36 protein-coding genes are annotated in these 19,313 nt (G+C 73.0%); 32 read left to right on the top strand and 4 right to left on the bottom strand.

Annotated elements, in window-relative coordinates:
* Positions 1–26 precede the first annotated feature (26 nt).
* The 17 genes from ACFOSY_RS07730 (at position 27) to ACFOSY_RS07810 (ending at position 9,280) form a co-directional block, all read left to right on the top strand.
* Positions 27–1,664 carry a hypothetical protein gene (locus ACFOSY_RS07730; RefSeq protein WP_394305982.1) on the top strand — a complete coding sequence of 546 codons (1,638 nt, stop codon included), beginning with the start codon at positions 27–29 and terminating at the stop codon, positions 1,662–1,664.
* Positions 1,664–2,017, top strand: a complete 354-nt coding sequence (locus ACFOSY_RS07735) for a hypothetical protein (protein WP_394305983.1) — start codon at positions 1,664–1,666, stop codon at positions 2,015–2,017. Before ACFOSY_RS07730 ends, ACFOSY_RS07735 begins: the two co-directional genes overlap by 1 nt.
* A complete protein-coding gene (locus ACFOSY_RS07740) occupies positions 2,014–3,390 on the top strand; it encodes a WhiB family transcriptional regulator (RefSeq protein WP_394305984.1) in 1,377 nt (458 codons plus the stop codon). The genes ACFOSY_RS07735 and ACFOSY_RS07740 overlap by 4 nt, the downstream gene beginning before the upstream one ends.
* Positions 3,387–3,608: a hypothetical protein gene (locus ACFOSY_RS07745; protein ID WP_394305985.1), complete on the top strand. Its 222-nt coding sequence runs from the start codon at positions 3,387–3,389 to the stop codon at positions 3,606–3,608. Before ACFOSY_RS07740 ends, ACFOSY_RS07745 begins: the two co-directional genes overlap by 4 nt.
* The gene (locus ACFOSY_RS07750; RefSeq protein ID WP_394305986.1) at positions 3,605–3,817 is read left to right on the top strand and encodes a hypothetical protein; all 213 of its coding nucleotides are present in this window, start codon (positions 3,605–3,607) and stop codon (positions 3,815–3,817) included. Before ACFOSY_RS07745 ends, ACFOSY_RS07750 begins: the two co-directional genes overlap by 4 nt.
* A gap of 45 nt (positions 3,818–3,862) precedes the next feature.
* A complete protein-coding gene (locus ACFOSY_RS07755) occupies positions 3,863–4,198 on the top strand; it encodes a hypothetical protein (protein ID WP_394305987.1) in 336 nt (111 codons plus the stop codon).
* A 2-nt stretch (positions 4,199–4,200) separates the two neighbouring features.
* Positions 4,201–4,551, top strand: a complete 351-nt coding sequence (locus ACFOSY_RS07760; RefSeq protein ID WP_394305988.1) for a hypothetical protein — start codon at positions 4,201–4,203, stop codon at positions 4,549–4,551.
* Complete coding sequence (locus ACFOSY_RS07765) at positions 4,551–4,772, top strand: hypothetical protein (protein ID WP_394305989.1); 222 nt, start codon at positions 4,551–4,553, stop codon at positions 4,770–4,772. The genes ACFOSY_RS07760 and ACFOSY_RS07765 overlap by 1 nt, the downstream gene beginning before the upstream one ends.
* Complete coding sequence (locus ACFOSY_RS07770) at positions 4,769–5,122, top strand: hypothetical protein (protein WP_394305990.1); 354 nt, start codon at positions 4,769–4,771, stop codon at positions 5,120–5,122. The genes ACFOSY_RS07765 and ACFOSY_RS07770 overlap by 4 nt, the downstream gene beginning before the upstream one ends.
* Before the next feature lie 73 nt (positions 5,123–5,195).
* Positions 5,196–5,651 carry a hypothetical protein gene (locus ACFOSY_RS07775; protein WP_394305991.1) on the top strand — a complete coding sequence of 152 codons (456 nt, stop codon included), beginning with the start codon at positions 5,196–5,198 and terminating at the stop codon, positions 5,649–5,651.
* The gene (locus tag ACFOSY_RS07780) at positions 5,648–6,445 is read left to right on the top strand and encodes a hypothetical protein (protein ID WP_394305992.1); all 798 of its coding nucleotides are present in this window, start codon (positions 5,648–5,650) and stop codon (positions 6,443–6,445) included. Before ACFOSY_RS07775 ends, ACFOSY_RS07780 begins: the two co-directional genes overlap by 4 nt.
* Positions 6,442–6,948, top strand: coding sequence for a hypothetical protein (locus ACFOSY_RS07785; RefSeq protein ID WP_394305993.1), 507 nt, complete (start codon positions 6,442–6,444; stop codon positions 6,946–6,948). Before ACFOSY_RS07780 ends, ACFOSY_RS07785 begins: the two co-directional genes overlap by 4 nt.
* Positions 6,945–7,463: a hypothetical protein gene (locus ACFOSY_RS07790; RefSeq protein WP_394305994.1), complete on the top strand. Its 519-nt coding sequence runs from the start codon at positions 6,945–6,947 to the stop codon at positions 7,461–7,463. Before ACFOSY_RS07785 ends, ACFOSY_RS07790 begins: the two co-directional genes overlap by 4 nt.
* Before the next feature lie 2 nt (positions 7,464–7,465).
* Positions 7,466–7,621 carry a hypothetical protein gene (locus ACFOSY_RS07795; RefSeq protein ID WP_394305995.1) on the top strand — a complete coding sequence of 52 codons (156 nt, stop codon included), beginning with the start codon at positions 7,466–7,468 and terminating at the stop codon, positions 7,619–7,621.
* Positions 7,622–7,719: 98 nt separating this feature from the next.
* Entirely contained in the window at positions 7,720–8,445 is a 726-nt protein-coding gene (locus tag ACFOSY_RS07800; RefSeq protein WP_394305996.1) for a hypothetical protein, read from the top strand.
* A 14-nt stretch (positions 8,446–8,459) separates the two neighbouring features.
* Entirely contained in the window at positions 8,460–8,705 is a 246-nt protein-coding gene (locus ACFOSY_RS07805) for a hypothetical protein (protein ID WP_394305997.1), read from the top strand.
* Positions 8,702–9,280, top strand: coding sequence for a hypothetical protein (locus ACFOSY_RS07810; protein ID WP_394305998.1), 579 nt, complete (start codon positions 8,702–8,704; stop codon positions 9,278–9,280). Before ACFOSY_RS07805 ends, ACFOSY_RS07810 begins: the two co-directional genes overlap by 4 nt.
* Positions 9,281–9,469: 189 nt before the next feature.
* Here ACFOSY_RS07810 and ACFOSY_RS07815 read toward each other — a convergent pair whose 3' ends face one another.
* The 3 genes from ACFOSY_RS07815 to ACFOSY_RS07825 all read right to left on the bottom strand — a co-directional run bounded on the left by ACFOSY_RS07815 (position 9,470) and on the right by ACFOSY_RS07825 (position 10,444).
* Entirely contained in the window at positions 9,470–9,682 is a 213-nt protein-coding gene (locus ACFOSY_RS07815; RefSeq protein WP_394305999.1) for a hypothetical protein, read from the bottom strand.
* Positions 9,683–9,786: 104 nt separating this feature from the next.
* Positions 9,787–10,206, bottom strand: a complete 420-nt coding sequence (locus ACFOSY_RS07820; protein ID WP_394306000.1) for a DUF6221 family protein — start codon at positions 10,204–10,206, stop codon at positions 9,787–9,789.
* Positions 10,199–10,444 (bottom strand): sigma factor-like helix-turn-helix DNA-binding protein, encoded by a 246-nt coding sequence (locus tag ACFOSY_RS07825; protein ID WP_394306001.1) that lies wholly within the window; start codon positions 10,442–10,444, stop codon positions 10,199–10,201. The genes ACFOSY_RS07820 and ACFOSY_RS07825 overlap by 8 nt, the downstream gene beginning before the upstream one ends.
* A gap of 228 nt (positions 10,445–10,672) precedes the next feature.
* Here ACFOSY_RS07825 and ACFOSY_RS07830 point away from each other — a divergent pair, with 228 nt between their 5' ends.
* The 13 genes from ACFOSY_RS07830 to ACFOSY_RS07890 all read left to right on the top strand — a co-directional run bounded on the left by ACFOSY_RS07830 (position 10,673) and on the right by ACFOSY_RS07890 (position 17,920).
* The gene (locus tag ACFOSY_RS07830) at positions 10,673–10,978 is read left to right on the top strand and encodes a hypothetical protein (protein ID WP_394306002.1); all 306 of its coding nucleotides are present in this window, start codon (positions 10,673–10,675) and stop codon (positions 10,976–10,978) included.
* Positions 10,978–11,343 carry a hypothetical protein gene (locus tag ACFOSY_RS07835; RefSeq protein WP_394306003.1) on the top strand — a complete coding sequence of 122 codons (366 nt, stop codon included), beginning with the start codon at positions 10,978–10,980 and terminating at the stop codon, positions 11,341–11,343. Before ACFOSY_RS07830 ends, ACFOSY_RS07835 begins: the two co-directional genes overlap by 1 nt.
* A complete protein-coding gene (locus ACFOSY_RS07840) occupies positions 11,343–11,756 on the top strand; it encodes a hypothetical protein (RefSeq protein WP_394306004.1) in 414 nt (137 codons plus the stop codon). Before ACFOSY_RS07835 ends, ACFOSY_RS07840 begins: the two co-directional genes overlap by 1 nt.
* Positions 11,757–11,843: 87 nt before the next feature.
* Positions 11,844–12,062: a hypothetical protein gene (locus ACFOSY_RS07845; protein ID WP_394306005.1), complete on the top strand. Its 219-nt coding sequence runs from the start codon at positions 11,844–11,846 to the stop codon at positions 12,060–12,062.
* Positions 12,059–13,558 (top strand): glycosyltransferase family 2 protein, encoded by a 1,500-nt coding sequence (locus ACFOSY_RS07850; RefSeq protein WP_394306006.1) that lies wholly within the window; start codon positions 12,059–12,061, stop codon positions 13,556–13,558. The genes ACFOSY_RS07845 and ACFOSY_RS07850 overlap by 4 nt, the downstream gene beginning before the upstream one ends.
* Positions 13,555–13,701, top strand: coding sequence for a hypothetical protein (locus ACFOSY_RS07855; protein ID WP_394306007.1), 147 nt, complete (start codon positions 13,555–13,557; stop codon positions 13,699–13,701). The genes ACFOSY_RS07850 and ACFOSY_RS07855 overlap by 4 nt, the downstream gene beginning before the upstream one ends.
* Positions 13,702–13,769: 68 nt before the next feature.
* Complete coding sequence (locus ACFOSY_RS07860) at positions 13,770–15,383, top strand: hypothetical protein (protein WP_394306008.1); 1,614 nt, start codon at positions 13,770–13,772, stop codon at positions 15,381–15,383.
* Between the two features lie 3 nt (positions 15,384–15,386).
* The gene (locus ACFOSY_RS07865; protein ID WP_394306009.1) at positions 15,387–15,542 is read left to right on the top strand and encodes a hypothetical protein; all 156 of its coding nucleotides are present in this window, start codon (positions 15,387–15,389) and stop codon (positions 15,540–15,542) included.
* Between the two features lie 9 nt (positions 15,543–15,551).
* Entirely contained in the window at positions 15,552–16,058 is a 507-nt protein-coding gene (locus ACFOSY_RS07870; protein ID WP_394306010.1) for a hypothetical protein, read from the top strand.
* Positions 16,055–16,675 (top strand): hypothetical protein, encoded by a 621-nt coding sequence (locus ACFOSY_RS07875; protein WP_394306011.1) that lies wholly within the window; start codon positions 16,055–16,057, stop codon positions 16,673–16,675. The genes ACFOSY_RS07870 and ACFOSY_RS07875 overlap by 4 nt, the downstream gene beginning before the upstream one ends.
* An 87-nt stretch (positions 16,676–16,762) precedes the next feature.
* Positions 16,763–16,954, top strand: coding sequence for a hypothetical protein (locus tag ACFOSY_RS07880; RefSeq protein ID WP_394306012.1), 192 nt, complete (start codon positions 16,763–16,765; stop codon positions 16,952–16,954).
* Positions 16,955–17,091: 137 nt separating this feature from the next.
* Positions 17,092–17,667, top strand: a complete 576-nt coding sequence (locus ACFOSY_RS07885; protein WP_394306013.1) for a DUF4352 domain-containing protein — start codon at positions 17,092–17,094, stop codon at positions 17,665–17,667.
* 73 nt (positions 17,668–17,740) lie between these two features.
* Positions 17,741–17,920: a hypothetical protein gene (locus tag ACFOSY_RS07890; protein ID WP_394306014.1), complete on the top strand. Its 180-nt coding sequence runs from the start codon at positions 17,741–17,743 to the stop codon at positions 17,918–17,920.
* Positions 17,921–17,930: 10 nt separating this feature from the next.
* Here the strand turns inward: ACFOSY_RS07890 and ACFOSY_RS07895 are convergent, their stop codons facing one another.
* Entirely contained in the window at positions 17,931–18,575 is a 645-nt protein-coding gene (locus tag ACFOSY_RS07895) for a hypothetical protein (protein ID WP_394306015.1), read from the bottom strand.
* A 143-nt stretch (positions 18,576–18,718) separates the two neighbouring features.
* Between ACFOSY_RS07895 and ACFOSY_RS07900 the strand changes: the two genes are divergently transcribed.
* Together ACFOSY_RS07900 and ACFOSY_RS07905 are read left to right on the top strand one after the other, a co-directional pair.
* A complete protein-coding gene (locus ACFOSY_RS07900; RefSeq protein WP_394306016.1) occupies positions 18,719–18,955 on the top strand; it encodes a MerR family transcriptional regulator in 237 nt (78 codons plus the stop codon).
* A gap of 27 nt (positions 18,956–18,982) precedes the next feature.
* The gene (locus ACFOSY_RS07905; protein ID WP_394306017.1) at positions 18,983–19,312 is read left to right on the top strand and encodes a hypothetical protein; all 330 of its coding nucleotides are present in this window, start codon (positions 18,983–18,985) and stop codon (positions 19,310–19,312) included.
* Position 19,313: the final 1 nt, after the last annotated feature.

The following is a 19,313-nucleotide window of genomic DNA, read 5'->3' on the forward strand; positions in this document are numbered from 1 at the left end:
CCCACCCACCCTGAAGGAATCCCGTCGTGTCCGTCGCCGCGCTCGCAGCCGCCCCGGCTGCACCGCACGCCCAGCCGCAGCCCGCGGCTGCGGGCGTGCCCGCGCGCGGCGCCGGCCTCACGGTCCGCGTGCCTCTGCGCCTGGTCGTAGGCGCTCAGTACCCCGATGCGGCACTGAGCGTCTACGTCAAGATCGCAGCCTTGGCGATGCGCCCGGAGGGATGCACCGCCCGCGTCGCCACCCTCGCCACCTACCTCGGCATGTCCAAGTCCGCGGTCGAGCGAGGCCTCAAAGCCCTGCGGAACCCCGACACCGTCGACGGTGTGGTCGAGGTGCCGACCGTTCGGCGCACCCTGCCCGGCGGCCGCGGCCAGTCCGCCCACCGCATCACCCGCCCCCTCATCGCCAGCGAGCTGTGGGTGCGGATCCCCGTCCGCGCGGCCGAGACCCTCACCCCGCGGCTGCTGCGCCTGTACGCGCTGCTCGCCTACTCCACCGCCCGCCGGATCCCGGTCACCGCCGCCGAGCTCGGCGAGATGCTCCGGCATCACAGCGGCAAGCAGGCCGGCGAGCCGCTCGGTGAGCGGCAGGTCCGCCGCCTGGTCGACGAGCTCGAGACCACGGGCTGGCTGACCGTGCACCGCCGCGAGGGCGAGCGCGGCCGCCACGCCTACGAGCCCCACCGCCACCCGCTGCACGCCGTCCCTGCCCCGGCCGAGGACGCGCCGGCAGGCGGCGACGTCCTCGAGGGCCAGGAGCCGGAGCAGCTGGCGCTGTTCGGTCCCGGCGCACCGGTCATCAATGACGGATCGGGTCCGGATCTTGGTGACGGATCCCTCGCGTCTAAGGAAGACCTGGGGACTGACCGACGTGACGAGACGAAGCCTGTGGGGGTTGCCCGCCGTAGGCGAGGTGACCGTAAGTGGGTCGCCGCCCCTGTGGAAAACCGTCCGGTGCCGGACACGTTCGGGCCCGGGACGTCTCGCGCTCCGCGCGGCAACCGCCCCTCTCCCTCGCCCGACCAGCAGCTGACAGGCACCAACCCCGGCAGCTACAGCGGGCCGGAGCTGCGCTGGACCGAGCGCATCCACACCGCGCTCGCCCCGGTCCGCCACGAACTCGACGACGTCCGCCGGTTCGTGCTGCGCCGCATCGCCCGCGAGATCGCCGCCCAGCTCGACACCGGCACCAGCCCCGACCGCATGGCCCACCGCATCCACACCCGCTACACCGCCCAGGCCCGCGAGAACATCCGCGACATCGGGGCGTGGCTCCTGGCCGTGGGCATCGTCCACCGCGGCTGTGAGGACCCCCGCTGCGAGAGCGGCGTCATCTGGGGCGACGACCCCGACGACCACGAGGCAGGCCTCCCCTGCCGTACCTGCGCCTACCACCAGCAGGTGCAGCGCGCCCGGTGGCGCCAGGCCCGCGAGCTCGAGCAGCGGCTGCTGCAGCTGCGCGCCGAACGCGCGGCAGCCGGCCGCCCGGGCCAGGACGGCGAGGCGGCAGCCGCTCAGGCGCTGCCCCCGAAGAAGACCTACCGCCAGCGGACCGCGGCGACGGACGAGGAGATCCGCGCCGCGATCGCCGAGCGCGGCCCGGAGATCGCGCTCCACCTGTACGGCCACCTGCGGGTGCTGCCGCTCCTGAACGGAGGACTCTGATGCCCACGACCCCTCACCCGCGGCGCGGCGTCACCACGTGCACTCGGTGCGGTGCCCCGATCCGCTGGGCGTCCGGGCCGCAGCCGGGGCAGCGCACCCCGCTGAACGCCCTGCCGTCCCCGGCCGGGGGGCTCGCCGCGCACACCAACCACCTGGGTGGGCTGGTCGTGCGTGAGCTCACCCCGGACCGGCCGGACCCGGAGCACCTGGAGTGGAAGGCCGTCGCCCACTGGCCGTCGTGCACCGGCGGCAGCGGTACGCCTGCCCCGACCCCGTTGCGGTCCCGTCCCGCGCGGCGCCGCCCGTCCGTGCAGCCGCCGCTGTTCGGGCAGCCGGGGCGGTGGAGCCGGTGACCGCCGTCGTCGTCCCCGAGGCAGAGTGGCGTGCCCTGGCACTGTGCGGCAGCGCGGACGAGGCGTTCTTCAAGGCCGCGCCGGACGTGGCGAAGCAGACGTGCCGTCGCTGCCCGGTGCGGGGGGAGTGCCTGTACGACGCGGTGCAGGCGGACCCGCCCATCGGCGTGTGGGGCGGGCTCACCCGCAACGAGCGGCAGCGTCTGCCGGAGCTGCCGTCCTCGAGGACGGCAGCGGTCGCCTCGCTGCGGCTGCTCGCGGCCGTCGCCGACACCCGCCCGCCGACACCCGCCCCGGCCACGCCCCGGCCCGAGAAGGCGAAGCCTGCCGCTGCGAAGCGGGCCCGGCGCGCCACCGGGAAGCGCAGCACGTCCCAGACGAAGACGCGGCGCAAGCAGGCCCGCGCCGTCACGCCTGCCGCGCCGGCGGTGGTGGACGGGGCGAGCGTCACCGTGCCGGTGCCGGCACCCCGCCAGGCTCCCGGCGTCCGGTACACCCCGGAGCAGCGCGCCGCGTACGAGCGGCTCATCGTCGAGCTGCTCCGGAAGCACGTCCCCTACAGCCAGATCATCAAGCAGCTGGGCGTCAGCGCTCCGACCATCGTGCGCGTCCGCCAGAAGTACGGCCTGCCCCGCTCCATCAACACCGGCAGGAGTCCTGCGCGTCCGCGGGCCGAGGTCCTGGCCGAGACCACCGAGCCGTACGGCGACGGCCACACCCGGTGGACCGGGCATGTCTACCGCCGCTCGCTGGTCCTGCACGCCGAGGGCCTGCGCCTCAACCCGCGCCGCGTGCTCTTCGAGCAGCACCACGGCCGCCCGCCGGTGGGCCCGGTCCGCAGCAACTGCGGCGAGCAGCACTGCATCACGGGCGCCCACCTCACCGACCACACCCTGCGCACCGCCACCCGCAAGGGGAAGCGAGCGCGCCGCCCCAAGCCCGTACCTGAGAGGACCACCACCACCATGACCGCCCAGCCCAGCATCGCGGCCGCCACGGCGGAGGCACTGCCCGTCGACCAGCTCCTCGAGTGGGGCGACGCCCACACCGACCCGGAGGTCCAGGACCAGGCGGCCCGCGCCCGCGCCGCCCTGGTCGGGCTGCGCCGGCGGCACGCCGCCGACGCGGAGCTCACCGCGATCACCAGCGAGGCCGAGGAGCTCGAGCAGCGGCTCGCCGAACTCCGCACCCGCCAGGCCGAACTGACCCCTGCCAAGACCACCAAGAAGTCCTCGGTGCGGCGGGACTACGAGCCCGCGACGGTGCGCGCCTGGGCGAAGGACAACGGCGTCGACTGCCCGGCCACCGGCCGGGTCCCCAAGAAGGTCGTCGAGGCGTGGCGTAAGGCCACCCAGAACGGGGGCGGGGCGTGATCGGCGACGAGGTCGAGTGCCGGCTGTGCCACCGGCCGGTCCGCTCCGCCCTCGCGAGGGAGCGGCGGGTCGGGTCGGGGTGCTGGCGCAAGCTCTCCCCCGCCCAGCGGGCCGCGGTCCGCCGCGCACCAGCTGCAGCGCGGGCGAGTCTCGCGCTGCCGGTGCCGGACGTCGAGGGGCAGCTGCCCCTCGAGGACGAGGTGCTGGCTCCGCCGTGACGATCGCCGCCCTGCGCCAAGTCCTCGCCGAGATCGACGCCCAGGGCGGGCCCCGCGCCGCACGGGCTGACCGGCTCCACATCCCGGAGCCGGTCAGCCCGGCCGCCGCAGCCCGCGCCTGGGCCGCCGCGAACGGCATCGAGTGCCCGCCGGCCGGGCCCGTCCCGCACCGCGTGCTGAAGGCGTGGCGCACCGCCCTCATGCAATGACCGGCCGCCCCCACCACGGGGCGGCCCCACCACCCGGAGACGCACATGTCCGACCTGCCCCGCAAGATGTTCCTCGCCGAGACCGCCGCAGTCCGCGAGCACCTCGCCGAGCAAGAGCAGCAGGCCACCGCGAAGGCCGAGGCCGCACTCGCCCCGCTGAAGGCGAAGGCCCGCGAACTCGAGGCCCGGCGTCTTGCCGAGCACCGCGCCGCCGTCCTCCGCGAAGCCGCCGACGCGCTGGACGCCGGGATGGAGCGCTTCTTCAGCGAGTGGCCCGACGAGCCCCGCAACTCGCCCTACGCGCTCGGCCAGAGGGACGCCGCGAACGCGCTGCGCCGCATGGCCGACGAGACGGCAACCGAAACGCCCAAGGAGCAGTGACCATGCAGCCCTTCGCCCCACTCGGCCGCAACCTCGACCACCGCGGCCAAAAGTGCAGCTACTCACCCGGCGACACCGACACCACCGACTGCCCCGCCGACGCCACCTGGCACATCCTCTGGACCACCGAACTGGACAACGGGTTCGCCTGCGATCCGCACATGGCCGTCGCTCGGGAGCGGTTCGTGTTCGTCGACTCCCACCAGGTCGGCCCGGACTGCGGCATGCCCGGCAGGGTGTGGCACTACACGCAGAAGCGGTGCCTCCACCCCGACGAGCCGAGCACCCGACGCGCTGCCGTCGCCCTGCTCGAGCCCGCCGCCGGGGCGCGGCAGGACGGAGCCCAGCAGTGATGGACGTGTTGGCCGCGGTCGCGGTCATCGTCTCGGTCGCCGCAGGTTTGTGCGGCCACGCCTCCCAGCCGTTCCCGCCCGCCCGCTGGTGGCGCGCAGCCCGCACCCTCTGGCAGCGGCACCGCAGCCGCCGCGCCCTCGCCGCCCGGCCGCTACGGCGGACGCCGGCCTGGGCCCGACCGTCCCGCCTTCCCTTCGCCCGCCGCACCTTCCGGAGATGACCATGAACCCTCGCCGCTACCAGCACGCCGCCACCGCCGGCGCCGTCCTCCTCACCGCCGCGGCCATCGCCACCGCCCTCAACGGCCTCTACATACAGGCCTGCCTGTTCGCGATCGGCGTGCTGATCCTCACCGAGGCCACCCTGCGCGAGCACCGCCGCCACCGCCGCGCCCGGGCGGAATGCGACTGGGCCAGACGCCGCGCGCTCGGCGAGAACCCCGCCCCGCTCAACCCGTGCTGCCTCCTCGCCGCCGCGTCCAACGGGCACGCCCACGACCACAGGTGCACCGACCACAGCCTCGAGCGGTTCATCACGCAGATCGAAGCCGAGTACCGCCACCAGCCTTAGCCCCGCCCCACGCCCCCGGCCGGACACCCCGTGCGCCCGGCCGCCGGCCCCCCGTCAGGAAGGTGACCAGCCAGTGACGTTCCACCACACCGACCCCGACGGCGAACGCCTCGAGATCGAAGCCGACGAATTCGCCGACGGCACACCCGCCGTCTACATCGACACCACCGCCCCGATCCGACTCCACCTCGACCAGGTCGAGGACCTCGTCGCCGGCATCCGCGACACCCGCCGCCACGCCGCCACCCGCCACCCGCAGGCGCCGACCGCAGCAACCGACACCGCTGCGGACCGGTGGGCGCAGAGCCTCTTGTCCGTCCTCGCGGACCTGGACCGGTGCGCGCACGGCCGCCACGAGGGCGACCCCTGCATCGACTGCGACGGCACCTCCCGTGGCAACCCGTACGTCGGCCCGGACCGGGTCATCGGATACAGCCGCTACGGCCGCCCCCTCTTCCTGCCCGCCCGGGCCCTCAAACACGAGCCCACCGCTTGGCACACCGCCCCGACCAGTAAGGACCCCCAGTGACCGACCGTGCCCGCACTCACATCAAGGCCATGATCGACGCGCTCAAGGAGGAGCAGCCGGAGGCACTCGCCCAGCCCGCCGGCCTGTTCACCTCCGGCATGCTCACCGGCCTCGCCGCCTCCGCCCACATCCTCGACGGCAGCAACGCCGAAGCCGAGATGGAACGCGTCGGCACCAACCTCGCCGCCGCGATCGGCATCGCCTACCTCAACGGCACCCTCCCCACCCAGCCCGCCCAGGAGCAGGGCGCCCTCGTCGACTGGCAGTCCATCGCCCAGCTGCGCGAGGCCGAACTGAGGACGGCAGGCGCAGCACGGCACAACGCCGAGCAGGAACGGGACGGGGCGTACCGGGAGCGCGCGCACCTGGTCGCGCTCCTCGCGGCGATGACCGACGGCGCCGTCATCGCGCCGGCATCGGACGTCGACGAGCCCGGCTGGCAGATCGTCTACCTCCGCATCGGCGGCCGCCAGGCTTCATGGCACATCAGCCCCGCAGACGCGGACCTCTTCGCCGACGTCGAGCACGTCGCCACGGACGACGACCGTGCGCGCTGGGACGGCCACACCACCGACGACAAGTACGCCCGCATCCGCCAGCACACCCGGCTCCTGTTCCGCCAGTGCGGCCCGGCCTGCGCCGAAGCCCACACCTACGCCGGCCGCTGCGAGTCCGCCCGCCCGCACCCGGTGGACGACTCCACGCCCGCCACCCCCGACCTCGTCCACCCCGACACGGCAGTCCAGGCCAGCGCCCCGCAGGCCGCGGACGAGTCCGCCCCGAAGGAGGCATGACCTTGTCCAGCAGCGACGAGATCCTCAACCAGATCGACCACGCGCTCTCAGACCACAGCGTCGGCCCGGACGCCATGCGCTGCCGCCCCGAGCCCGTGCCCGCCCCGGTGCCGTCGGTGCCCACCGTGCCGTTCATCGGGGGGCGCATGGCCGCCCGCGAGGTGGTGGCGCGGCGCCTGGTCGACGAGCACGGCCTCACCCCGGACGACGCGGCGGCTGCGGTGCACGCCGTCGAGACGGGCCAGCCCACCGAGCACCATCACCTCGTCACCGCCGCCGCCCAAGCAGCCGCGGCCGAGCTCGCGCAGCGCCTGGGGCAGGTCTTCGCCGCGTTCACGCGGGCGCTCGAGCCGATGGCTCGCGCGGCGGCCGCCGTCGTACGGCAGCTCGACGACGCGCTGCGCGCCGCCGGGCACCGCGCGTCCTCGAGCCGCCGCGGCGGCCGCCGGGAGCGGAAGGCCTGGGAATCCCCGTACGGACCGTCCTCGAGGAGGAAGCGGTGACCGCTGCAGAGGAGTCGGAGGCGGCCACGGTGGCGTACCGGCAGACGATCACCGAGCAGTACTACGTGGTGAACCGGTTCCCTGCCAGCCCGCTGCCCGACGGCGCGCAGCAGGTGTGGATCCGGTCCGACGACGGCACCGAGTGGGAGCACCTCGGCTACACCTCCGGCCCGCTCGTCAGCATGGACTTCGGCCAGCCGGACCCGGCCGACACCGCCGTCCTCACCTGGCCGCACCAGTACGGCAAGACCGCGCTCACCACCACCGTCGAGGTGCCGCTCACCGACGGGCTGCGCTCCCTGTTCGACGCGCTCACCGCCGGCCACGACCGGGAGCTGGACCGGCGCCTGCGCCGCCTGGCCAAGGACCTCGACGCGTGGGAACCCCACGTCCGCCACGACTTCCAGCGGGTGCAGCAGGTCCTCGAGGACCACGGCATCGGCGACGGCTACGGACGCCTCACCATCCCTCAGCCCGTTCACCCGCCCATCGAACCCCCAGCCATCAGGTGGTAGCCATGCCGACCTTCATCCTCGGTGTCCTCCTCGGCGCCATCTCCGGAGGCGTCACCTACGGCCTCACCACGGACGGCCAACTCGCCGCGCTCGTCGGCGCCGTCGCAGCCGTCCTCACCTGGCTCGGCGTCACCGCGCTGATCTTCGCCGACGACTGAACACATGACGAAGGGGCGCGCGCTTCCTGTCTCCCCAGACTCCCGGCGCACGCCCCTCAGGTGGCACTCACCGTACCCCGCGCACCACAGGAGGCACGATGGCCACCACCCACACCACCACCCCCGCCCAGCCCTGCGCCGCGGCCACCTGCCACCGCGACCTCCGCGACAACGAGCAGGCAGGCGGGCACACGATCTGCATCCCGTGCGTCCACCTCATGGCCCGCTGGCTGCAGAACGAACTTCCCCGGCAGATCATCGTTCTCGAGGGCTCACGCCACCGCGAGACCACCGGCGCATCCTCAGGCGGCCGCACCGCCTACCGCACCGCACCCCTGCCCGGCCGCGACGACGTCCTCAACCTCCTCGGTCCCGCCTCCTGGACCGACACCACCCGCGACCCGTACGGCCAGGCCCCCGCCGACCAGCACGGCCCCGTCCCCATCGCCGGCGTCCTCATCCCCTGGGCCCGCACCATCGCCGACGAACGCCGCTGGAACCCACCCGCCACCCTCACCCCCACCGCCCTCTCCGCCTGGCTATCCCGCCCCCGCGTCCTCGGCTACGCCTCACGCCAGCCCTGGGCAGGCGACATGCGCGACGAGCTCGCCGAGCTGATGCGCACCGTCCGCGCCGTCACCCGGCTCCGCCCGCAGCGCCGGCCCATCTCCCAGCCGTGCCCGCGCTGCGAGGACCTGGCCCTCGTCGAGACCGACCACCAGCTGTACATCGACTGCACCAGCTGCGAGGCCATGTTCACCCGGGACGAGCTCGCCCTCGCCGCCCGCATCGCCGTCGCCTCCCTCGACCACACCACCGCCTGACCCCGGAAGCACCCATGCCCACGCTGCCCGCCTGGCTCACCCGCATCTGGCGCCGCCCCACCCCGCTGCCTCCCCGCCCCGACCACGCGAAGATCTACCGCCTCGAGCGCGAGCTCGGCCTCACCCACGAACGCCCGCTGCGACCGCCACGCACCGTCTGCCTCACGAAGAACTGCACCGGCGCCACCGAGGAGCTGCGCACATGGACCGGACAGCTCGTCATGCGTCTCCACACCTGCGAATCCGAGGAGTCCCGTTGACCACCCACACCCTGAACCTCGCCGAGGGAGAGCTGACCTTCGAGCAGGACGGCGAGTGGATCCACGGCAGCCGGCATGTGCCCGACCCGGACTGGCGCACCACCGACAGCCACGGCCACACCCACCGCTACACCGATGGCCCCGACTCCTACCCCACCCTCACCACTGTGTGGGGCGAGCCGTACTGGTGCGGCGACTGCCGCGACGAGCACCAGGACTCCTGGTACGAGTGCCGCCAGTGCGGCGAGAAGATCACCCCCGGCACCCGCGTCGACTCCACACCGACGTACATAGCCGGGCCCGTCCACTACTACTGGAACGGCGACCCCATCAGCACGGAGAAGGCGAGCGAGATCATCACCGAGATGCAGCGCCTCCACGACGAAGCCACCCGGCTGAAGACGCGCCCCGAGGTCGGCGCCCAGGTCCGGCTCTACGACACCACGGTGACCGTCGTACCGACCGAGGATCACGTACCCGACACCCACGTCACGGTGATGCACCACGGGACCGGCGCCCTCGAGACCGTGGCCCTGGACGCACTCCGCACGAAGGGCCTCCCCGGCCTCGGATGACGCCCGCACTCCAGCCGGATCTGCCATCCTGAACCTGGCAGTACGGCGCCTTCGCGGGCGACCGGCCGATCGGCTGCCGCGCACCGGACTTGCTACCCGGCGCACCGCCTTCCGCCCCGCCCCGCGCTGATGCCGGGCCGGGGCGGTCGTGCGTCTGGCTAGCAGCGGCCAGGCGGCGAGCCCACCCGATCAGTGACCCCAGACCTCCGGCCCGCCACCGCGCCACTGGATCAGCAGGCTGCGGACAACGTCCATCTCATCGAACTCCTGCAGGCCGGCCTCCTGCATGAACCGCGCCACGTCCTGGACGTCGTACGCCCGGCCGCGGATCGACCCGTCGATGCGGACACGCCGGCCTCCGTCCTCGTCGGGCGGGTAGATCACCACGGGCGGTACAGCCATACCGCCCAGCGTGCGGGAGTGGGCGGGTGGGCGCACGCGGGGATGGACCAGACGCGAGAGGGTCCCTGCCGGTAGTCGGCAGGGACCCTCTCGTTCTGCGGTCACTACGGCCGCCACGACTCCTTGTAGCCGGGCCGGGCCGCGTACACGACGGCGTGAGCGCGCAGCACCACCTCGAAGGCCCACACACCGGTCAGGTCGTCGGGCATCACGTCGTGCTTGAGGTGCTCATACCGGCGCAGCAACTCTCGCTTGGCGCCGATCTCGGCCAGCACCCGCGCCGGATCATACTGGGCGATGAAGTCTGCGTCGGCGGTGTCGCATTCGGCGCGCTGCGTGCTGGCCTCGGGCTCGCAGGTGGCGACCGCGTAGGTCCACTCGGCGATCGGGTAGTTACGGGAGGGCGCGACGAGTGCGTACTCCTGGGCATTCCACTTGGTGGACCAGGGCCCGGGTGAGGCGGCCTGCGCGATCCGCTCGTCCTCCTCGAGCTGCGCCCGCAGCCACTGCACCAGCTCATCCATCTGCTGTCCCCTCGGTGGGCTCGGTGTCTTCGGCGAGGATCTGTCGGACGCGGCCGAAGCTGATGCCCAGTTCGGCGGCGATCTGCCGGTAGGTCAGGCCGGAGTCGTGCATCTCCCGCACAGCCTGTTTCCTCTCCTGCCGCACCCTCGCCTGCACTTCGCCCAGCAGCTCCGTCAGCTGCCTGGCGCGCGAGGCCGGCGGTTCGTTCGCTGCGAGGGCGTCGATGGCATCGAGCACGCGCTGCACCTCCTTAGCCCGGTCTGTCATTGTCCGTTCCTCTCCGGGACTGGGGAGGCGGATCCGCGCTGCCGCTTGTGTAGTCACCCTACACGCGTGTAGCGTTCCTACACAACGGCGCGGAGTTGCCTCCGACCGTGATGCACAAAGGCCCCCGGCCCGCTGAGTTGGCGCTCCGGGACGGGGGCCGGACCTACCCGTGAAGCGATCACAGAAGGCAGGCCCGGCATGGACCTTACCCAGCCGCCCGACATCGACGTAGCCCTGCGTGTCCTCCTCGAACAGCCGTCGTACGGCGCGCAGGTCCTGATCGTCACCGCCCGCATGCTCGAGCTCGACGCGACCCACCCGGTCACCCGTCTGGCCTGCGAGCGCGCCCTCGACATCGCCGCCGACACCATCCTGCGCACCCTGCCCGAGGTCGTCGCCCGCGACAGCATGGACCGCGCCTACCGCGCCATGCCGCCGCTCGACGCCATCACCCGCGGCGAGTACGCCCTGCGCCTGCGCGCCGCAGCCCGGGACCTCGGCTGATGCCCGGCCCCCGCTGCGCCGACAGCAGCCCCACCCGCGACCTCCTGCTGGCCATCCTCGAAGCGATCGACCTGCCACACCCGGCCACCACCGGCGGCGCTCAGGTCCACGACCGCCTCCTCGCCGGCCGCGTCGTGCTCGTGAAGACCGTCATCTCTAACATCCTGGACGAGGACCACGGCCCGACCTGGGCCGCGTCCAGGCTGCGGGAGATGCTCGTCGACCTCCCCGTCACCGGCTACGTCACCACCGAGCAGGCGGACGCGGCGATCGCTCAGGGCAAGACCTGGACCGAGGCCGTCGCTCTCCCCCAGCCCGAGGGTCAGCCCTGTGGCGAGCCCAACGATGCCGGGGAGCTCGGCTGATGGCCGGCCCCCGCTGCGGCCGCAGCGCCCTCGCCCACGACCGCCTGGTGCAGCAGCTGCTGCGTGAGATGGCCGACAAGCTCGACCGGATCCGGCCCGGCGGGTCCATCACTACGATCGGACGGCACGCGCTGCTGCAGGCGACCACCATGGACCCGCCGCTGCTGCGCGCCCTCCGCGCCAAGGCGCCGGAGATCACCGGCTCGCTCCTCCGCCGCGTCTACGCCGCCCAGCTGCGGCAGGCCGCGGACGGGATGGGCGACCTCCGGGAGACGGCCCCCGTCGCCGACGACGGCCGCGTACCGGCCCGCGTGCTCCTCGCCCGCGCGGCCTCCGACTTCACCGACGCCCAGGCCCGCCGTGACCAGCTGTCCCACGAGGACCGCGTCCACGGCCAGGAGCCCGGCGCCTGACACCCGCTGCACGTCCGCCCCTCGGGCGCCCGGTCCCCCGCCCGGGCGCCCGAGGGCGGGCACCTCACCAGACTTCGAAGGAACACTGTGTCCGACAACGCTGCACTCGCCCGTACCGGAACGGCCGGCGCTCTCGCCATCGGCGGCGCCGTCGTCACCGGCTGGTGGCTCCTCGCCGTCGCCGTCGCCATCGTGATCGTCGGCGCGGTCGCCTGCCGGTTCGCGTTCCGGCCCGGCCTCACCGCCGGCCAGGCCCACATCCCCGCCCAGCGCCAGGGCGACGACGGCGGGGCGGGGGAGCGATGACGACCCGCCAGCCGCTCACCGCGCACGTCCACCGCTCCGGCACCGTCCTCGCCGCCGCGATCACCCTCGTCGCCGCCGCCGTGTGGGCCGCACACCACGGCATCCAGGCCGCCAACTACGGCGACGACACCGGCTCACGCTTGGCCGCCGTGTGGATCATCACCTTCCTGCTGCTCCTCACGCAGACGATCATGTACCACTGCGAGCGGCCCCGCCGGATCTCACCGCGCGCCCGCCGCCAGCTCGACGCCCTCCACGTCGCCGTCCTCCTGCCCGTCTACAACGAAGACGAGGGCTACCTGCGCCTCGGCCTCGAGTCGTTCCTCAATCAGACCCGGCGGCCCAACTCGGTGCACGTCGTCGACGACGGCTCCACCAGCAGCGACTACGCCCAGGTGCGGGCGTGGTGGCTGCGCGCCGCCCGCCAGGCCGGCATCACCACCACCTGGCAGCGCACCCCGAACCGCGGCAAGCGCCACGCGCAGGCCACCGGCGTCGAGGCGAGCCCGTGCGCGGACGTGTACGTCACGGTCGACTCCGACTCCTGCCTCGCACCGAACGCCATCGAGGAGATCCTCCTGCCGTTCGCGAACCGGCGGGTGCAGTCCGTCGCCGGGATCGTCCTCGCCACGAACCACCGCACCAACCTCCTCACGAGGGTGGCGGACCTGTGGTTCACCACCGGCCAGCTCACCGACCGCAGCGCCCTGTCGTCCATGGGCGCCGTCCTCGTCAACAGCGGCCCCCTCGCGGCATACCGAGCGCCGGTCGTCCGCGACAACCTCGACTCCTACCTCAACGAGTGGTTCATGGGCCGCCGCGTCATGTTCTCCGACGACAGCCTCCTCACCCTCTATGCCCTGCTACGCGGCCGCACCGTCCAGCAGCCGTCCGCGATCGTGTTCACCGCCCTGCCGGAGAAGGCGAGCCACTTCGCCCGGATGTACATGCGGTGGATGCGCGGCTCGACGATCCGCTCGGTGTGGCGCATGCGCTACCTGCCCGTCACCGGCTGGGCCTACTGGGCGCACCTCCTCCGCTGGTTCCAGGTCGCCCTGTCGACCACGGTCCTCGGCTGGCTCCTGGCCGTCGAACCCATCGTCTACGGCAACCTGCCCCCGGCCTCCTTCCTCCTGGTGCCCTTGCTGATCGGTGCCGCGCAAGGCCTGCGCTACCTCGGCGTCATCCGCTCCGACGAACGCATGCGCCACCGCGCGGTCACCTGGTTCCTCACCCCGCTGGCCGTCCTCGTCTCGTGGACCGCGCTCAGGGTGATGCGCTGGTGGGGCATGGCGACCTGCGCCCGCACCGGCTGGGGCACCCGCCAGAACGGCGCCGAGGTCTCCCTCACCACCGAGGCTGCGCCCGCGCTCGAGGCGACGCCGGCCGGGTCGAGGGTGCCGCTCCCGGACGACACCACCCTCACCATCCCCGTCGTCAAGCTCCTCGACCCGGACACCGAGACGACGCTGCAGATCGCGGTGCCCGCCCGATGAACGGCATCCGCGACATCTTCCGCCGACCCCTCGCCCGCTGGGGCTTCACCGTCTGCGCCGTGGTCGCCCTGGCCACCGCGCAGCCCGGCCCCTTCCTCGTCTCCACCGTGTTCGCCCTCTACGCCTGGCGCTGCCGGCGCTGACCGAACCCACCGGCCGCGGGGCCCCACATGAGGGGCCCCGCCTCAACTCCACTGCCCTGGAGCTCACCGTGCCCCTGGACCAGCCCACCGCATTGCTGACCGGCCACTGGCCGCTCGTCGCCGCCGCGGGCATCCTCGCCGCCCTCACCGCCGGCGCCTGCACCCTGATCATCCGCCGCACCAGCGGACCCGTGTTCGTCGCCGGGCTCGGCGCGCTCGTCTGCACCGCCTACTCCGGCGACACCTCCTGGAAGTTCGCCGAGCACCGCCTCGGCATGGCCGACAGCAAGGAACGCCTGGCCATGTTCGCCGCCGGGGAGATCGCCCTCCTCGCCTGCGCCGTCATGGCCCGCGCCAACAAGCGCGCCACCGCCACCGACAGCGCGGCCGGCACCCCGGGCGTGCCCGGCGTCCTCGTCTGGTGCATCACCAGCATCCAGATCATCCCCGCCTACAGCGAGTCCGGATTCTGGGGCGGCACCGTCCGCGCCGTCATCGGCCCCGCCATGGCCGGCCTGCTCTGGCACCTCGCCATGGGCCTCGAGATCCGCATCACCCGCCCCGAGGCCCTCTCCACCGGACTACCCGCCCAGATCGGCCACGAGCTCCGCGAGCGGCTCCTGTCCTACCTCGGCCTCGCCGTCCGCGGCCGCACCGCCGCCCAGGTCTCCCGCGACCGCGCCACCGCCCGCGCCGTACGCCTCGCCTCCCGACGCTGGCTCTCCCCCTGGGGCCGCGCCGCTCTCAAAGCCGCCGTCGCCCGCTCCGGCGCCGCCACCAACCCCGAGCAGCGCCATCACCTGATGCGACTCCTCGCCGCCCGCCGCAACGCCGCCGGCCTGCGCACCGTACCCGTCGACTCCCCCTGGGTAGACGAGCCCGCACCCGAGCCCTACCCGGCTACCCCACTCGGCGTCACCGGGGCCGAGCTCCGCCGCATGGACCCCATCGACGTGATCCTCTTCGTCCACGCCGCGCGCCCCGACGCCACCCCCGCCGAACTCGCCTCGCTGTGCACCGAGTACGGCGTACCCGTCACCGAGACCCTCGTCGGGGTAGCCCTGCGCGCCCTACCCAAGACCCCGAGTACGCCCATACTCGCCACCCCCGGACAGACCCCGGCGGCCGTACCCGCCGCGCCCGAGCGGCCCAGCCTCGCAGCCGTACCCGATCCGGCCACCCCACCCCTGCCCGTACCCGACCCGGACGCCTACTCGGTGCCTGGCCTGCACCTCGACGTCGTCACCGAACCCGAGGTACGCCGCGAGCACGCCTGCGCCGTACCCGCCGCCCTCGTCTACCCGCGCCCTACCCGCACCGAGGTACACGCCCGCGTACCCGACCCCGACCCCGTCATCGAGGACGACCACAGCTTCGCCCGCTGGCTGGCCGACGAGGAGCAGCCCGCCGCTGCGGCTGAGCCCTCTACCCGACCCGAGGTGGACCCCACCCCGGCCGTACCCGACCCCACCCCGGCCCGGGTCGACCCCGTACCCCACCCGGCGGGTAGGGCCAGCGCACCCGACCCCGGCGACCTCCTCGCCCGGGCCCGCGAGGTCGACGCCGCCCACCGCGAGACGTTCGGCCGGCCCGCGTCCATCCAGACCCTCAAGGCGGAGCTGCACATCGGCCAGAAGAAGGCCACGGCGCTGCGCGACGCCCTCGCCGGAAAGGCCAGCTGACCCATGTCGCTGCTCTGCCCCCTCGCCGCTCTCGCCGCGGTCATCGGCCTCTGCCGGATCGCGCCCGTTGACCGGCGCAGCCTCTACCTCGCGCCGGTCGGCTGCACCGTCCTGTACCTCTGCATCCTCACCGCGGCCGTCATGGCCGTCCTCCGCTGAAGGACCCCCATGCCCTACATGGCCATCAACCTCGGTGGCGTCGCTGTCGGCGTCGCCGTCATCCTGGTCTTCCTGATCCGCTGGTGGTTCGCCGAGAAGCACCGGCCCGGCGGCCTGGTCCCGTTCGTGCTGTCCCTGCTGTACGGGATGCTCGCCTCCCTGGCCGCCATCGGATCCGTCTCCGCCCTCGGGGTCGCCGCCTGGACCGCTGTGTGGACCGCCAACGTCTCCGGCTACACCGCCCTCGTCTGGGGCGTCGGAGGCACCGCACCCGACGTCACCCGCAGCCAGCAACTCGTCCTCACCGCCGGCGGGTACGTCATCGTCCTGCTGCTGTCCGCAGTGCTGTTCGCCCTGTGGAAGTGGGCGCCGCGCGTCCCCAACTGGAAGCTCTTCCTCGGCGCGTTCGCCGGAGCAGCCGTGGCCCTGTCCGGGAACGTCGCCGGCGTCGCAGCCATCCCCCTCGGCTCCACCGTCAACCTCCTCGGCACCGGCTTCACGGCGGCCTTCGGATGAGCGACACCGACACCACCAAGCCGCAGGACAGCGAGCCAGAGGAGACGTCGACGGGGGAGCCGGGCCCCGGCTCGGAGCGGGCCGCCCGCCTGGTCCTCGCCGGCGTGCTGCTGCTCGCCATGTGGGGGATCGTCGCCGTCCTGCCCGAGACCGCCTACGTCGTCGTCGGCGTGCTCGGCACCATCGGCTGCCAGAAGGCCCGCTCCTGGCTCCGCCGACGCCGCGGCCACGACCAGGACGACGACCCCGACGAGCCGAGCGACGAGCAGCGGGAGACCGTCGGCGAGACGCTCCACCGCCTCGCCGAACCACACGTCTTCCTCGCCGACTTCGCCACCGCCCGGGGCCTGTCCACCGACACCGCCCGCGCGGTCCTCGAGGCCCTCGATATCCGGGTCCGCCGCGCGGTCCGCAACGGCTCCCGCACGGGGGTGGGCGTACACCGGGACGACATCCCGCCCCTCCCCCGCACCCCTCCCCCCGCCCCTGTTGGGGCCGTTGACCAGGGACAACCAACCAACCAACACGGGGTGCGCGTCGAGCGCACGGAGACCGGCGGCTACCGGATCTTCGACCTCGACGACCACCACCGCCACCACGACCTCCGTGGCCACTAGACCCCGGGGCGGGCCGCTCCCAACCGCCAAGAAGAGCGCGGCCCGCCCCGGTCCACCCATCCCGATCACGAGACAGGAGACGCCATCATGAAGCGTTTCGGCCGCAACAGCGAGACCGCCAAGCTGCGCCGCACCCTGAAGACGCTGCCCAGCCAGGTAGCCGACTGGACCCCCGAACAGCGCCGGCAGTACACCGAGCAGGCCGACCGCGCGACGCGTGAGCAGGCGGGCATCACCGAGCCCGCGCCCGCGCGGCGCGGCTTCTTCCGCCGCGGCTGACCCCGGCCCCGTACCGGCCAGCGCTGGCGGCCGCGGCCGCGGCACACATGTCACAACTCCGACACACCACCCACGCATCACGCCCACGGACGCGCATGATGCGGCCGTACAACAGGATCAGTCCCAGAGGGGGGACCATGCGCTACACCATCACCCTGCCTGCAGCTCTCCTACTTCTCGCCGGAGCCGCCGTCGGCTGCTCGTCCGACAGCGACGGCAAGCCCACCGTCTCCAAAGCGACGAGCACACCCACGGCTGCCGCCACCTCCGCCAGCCCCAGCCCGACGCCCAGCCGCGAAACGTACAAGATCGGCGACACCCTCGACATCGAGACCAGCGGCTACCAGTTCGCCGTCACCGTGATCGCCTTCAAGGACAAGGGCATCACGACCGACGTCCCTGGCCTGCTGCAGGACGGCGAGAAGTGGGCGCAGGTCGAAGTGAAGGTGTGCAACGCGGGCAGCGAAGCGTTCTCGGTGTCGCCGGCGCCGTGGTCGCTGGCGTACGAGGACGGCGTGCGAGTGGACGCGACGAGCATCAGCGGCGCGGAGCTGCCGGCGCCGGAGTACCCGGTAGAGGCGCGGGTGCGCGGCGGGGACTGCGTGCGAGGGAACGTGCCGTTCGAGGTGCCGAAGGAGGGCCGGCCGGAGCGAGTGCTGTACGCGCCGGGCGACTTGGATGAGCCGGTGGAATGGCAGCTGCCGAGGGGATGATGGAGGCATGAGCAGCACGAGGGCCCCGTCCGCCCTCTGGGAAGGTGGGGCCCTCGCACGGCATCATGAACGCATGCCCGCCATGCTGACGTTCACCGGCGAAGACAAGGACCTCACCCTCGACGAGCTCGCCGCGTTCGTCGACGCCGCGAAGAAGGCCGGCGTCCCCGGCGACAACCCCATCCGCGCCGAGCTGTCCACCACCGGGAAGATCAAACACGTCGAAACCGCCCTCGGCACCGACAACGACTGACCTCGTACGGTCAAGTCAGGTGCCGCGTCGCACGATCGATGCGCCACGACCGGAACCGCTGAAGCAGCGAGGGCCGACGCGGCGCATCAACGTCGGGACTGCCGTCGAGATAGCCCTTCGCCACCCCCAGCACATGCTCAACGGTGTCCTCCAACTCTGCGGAGCGCGTCAGATATCTGGCCAGCGTCCCCGATGCACCCTCACCACGCTGCAGCGCACCCCACCACAGATTCAGGCACGCAACCACATTCCTCACCTCCGACACCAGACTGTCCGCTGTGTGCCGCTCAACGCCCGTGACGGACAACCGCAACAGCGACTGCTGGAATGACAGCCCCTTCAGCGCCTCGGCAAGCTCTGCCGAAACCTCGGCCAGATCGCCCTCAGGAACAAGCGGCAGCCCTTCCCGCCTCCGGACGAGCAGCACCCCATACGCATGCGCCGTTGCGGTCTGCACCTGCTGTACGGCGGCGAAGAAGCTCGCGTAGGCGTCGCGCCGCATCTGCCAGCGCGCGTCGAAGCGCTGGCCTCGCACCTGCATCCGCACAGCCTCGAGCGCCGCCCTACCCTGGGCGCGCGCACCCACATACCCGATCACAGCGCCAACGGCCGTAGCAGCAGCCCCGATCGCCGCGCCTTGAAGCTCAGGATCCACCCGCCACACAGTACGTACCGGCGCCGCTGCTGGACACGGAAACGATCAGCACTGCATAATCCGGTGCCAGCAGCACACTTGTGCCCAGCACCACGCCAACCCCCGCCCACCGCGGGGGTTTCGCCGTTTCAGGGGGTGAGCACATGCCCCACGACCCCGGCCCGCGCGAGGCCGACGGCGAGTTCTGGTTCACGATCCGCGAGATCGCCGCCTTCACCGGCCGCGCCCTGCAGACCATCTACTCCTGGGAACGCCGCGGCCACCTCACCAACCCTCGGCGCGACGAGCGCGGCCGCCGCATCTACACCCAGCGCCAGGTCGCCGCCGCCGAACGCCGCGCCCGCCAGAACACTGCCGCTGTCCGGCGCCTCGCCAGCTAACCCACCCCACCCGCGAAGGAGACCGCGATGCCGCGCGTAGCCCTCACCGTCACCCAGCTCACCCGCGCCGGCGTCGCCGCCCCCGCCGAGACCAACGGCGACCCGGTCAACCACCACAGCGTCCAGAACAACGGCCGCGTGTTCCTCCTGGTCCGCAACGCCAGCGCGTCCACGCCCCGCACCGTCACCCTCCGCCTCCCCGGCGTCGTCGACGGCCAGGCCCTCACCCCCAAGACCGTGACCCTGGCAGCCGAGGCCTCCCGCTACATCGGCCCCTTCCCCACCGGCGACTACGGCTCCACCCTTCAGGTCGACGTCGACAACGCCGAACTCAAGCTGTCCGCCTTCGGCATCTGAC

This window comes from Streptomyces lusitanus (assembly GCF_042647945.1).
GTDB classification, from domain to species: domain Bacteria; phylum Actinomycetota; class Actinomycetes; order Streptomycetales; family Streptomycetaceae; genus Streptomyces; species Streptomyces pseudogriseolus.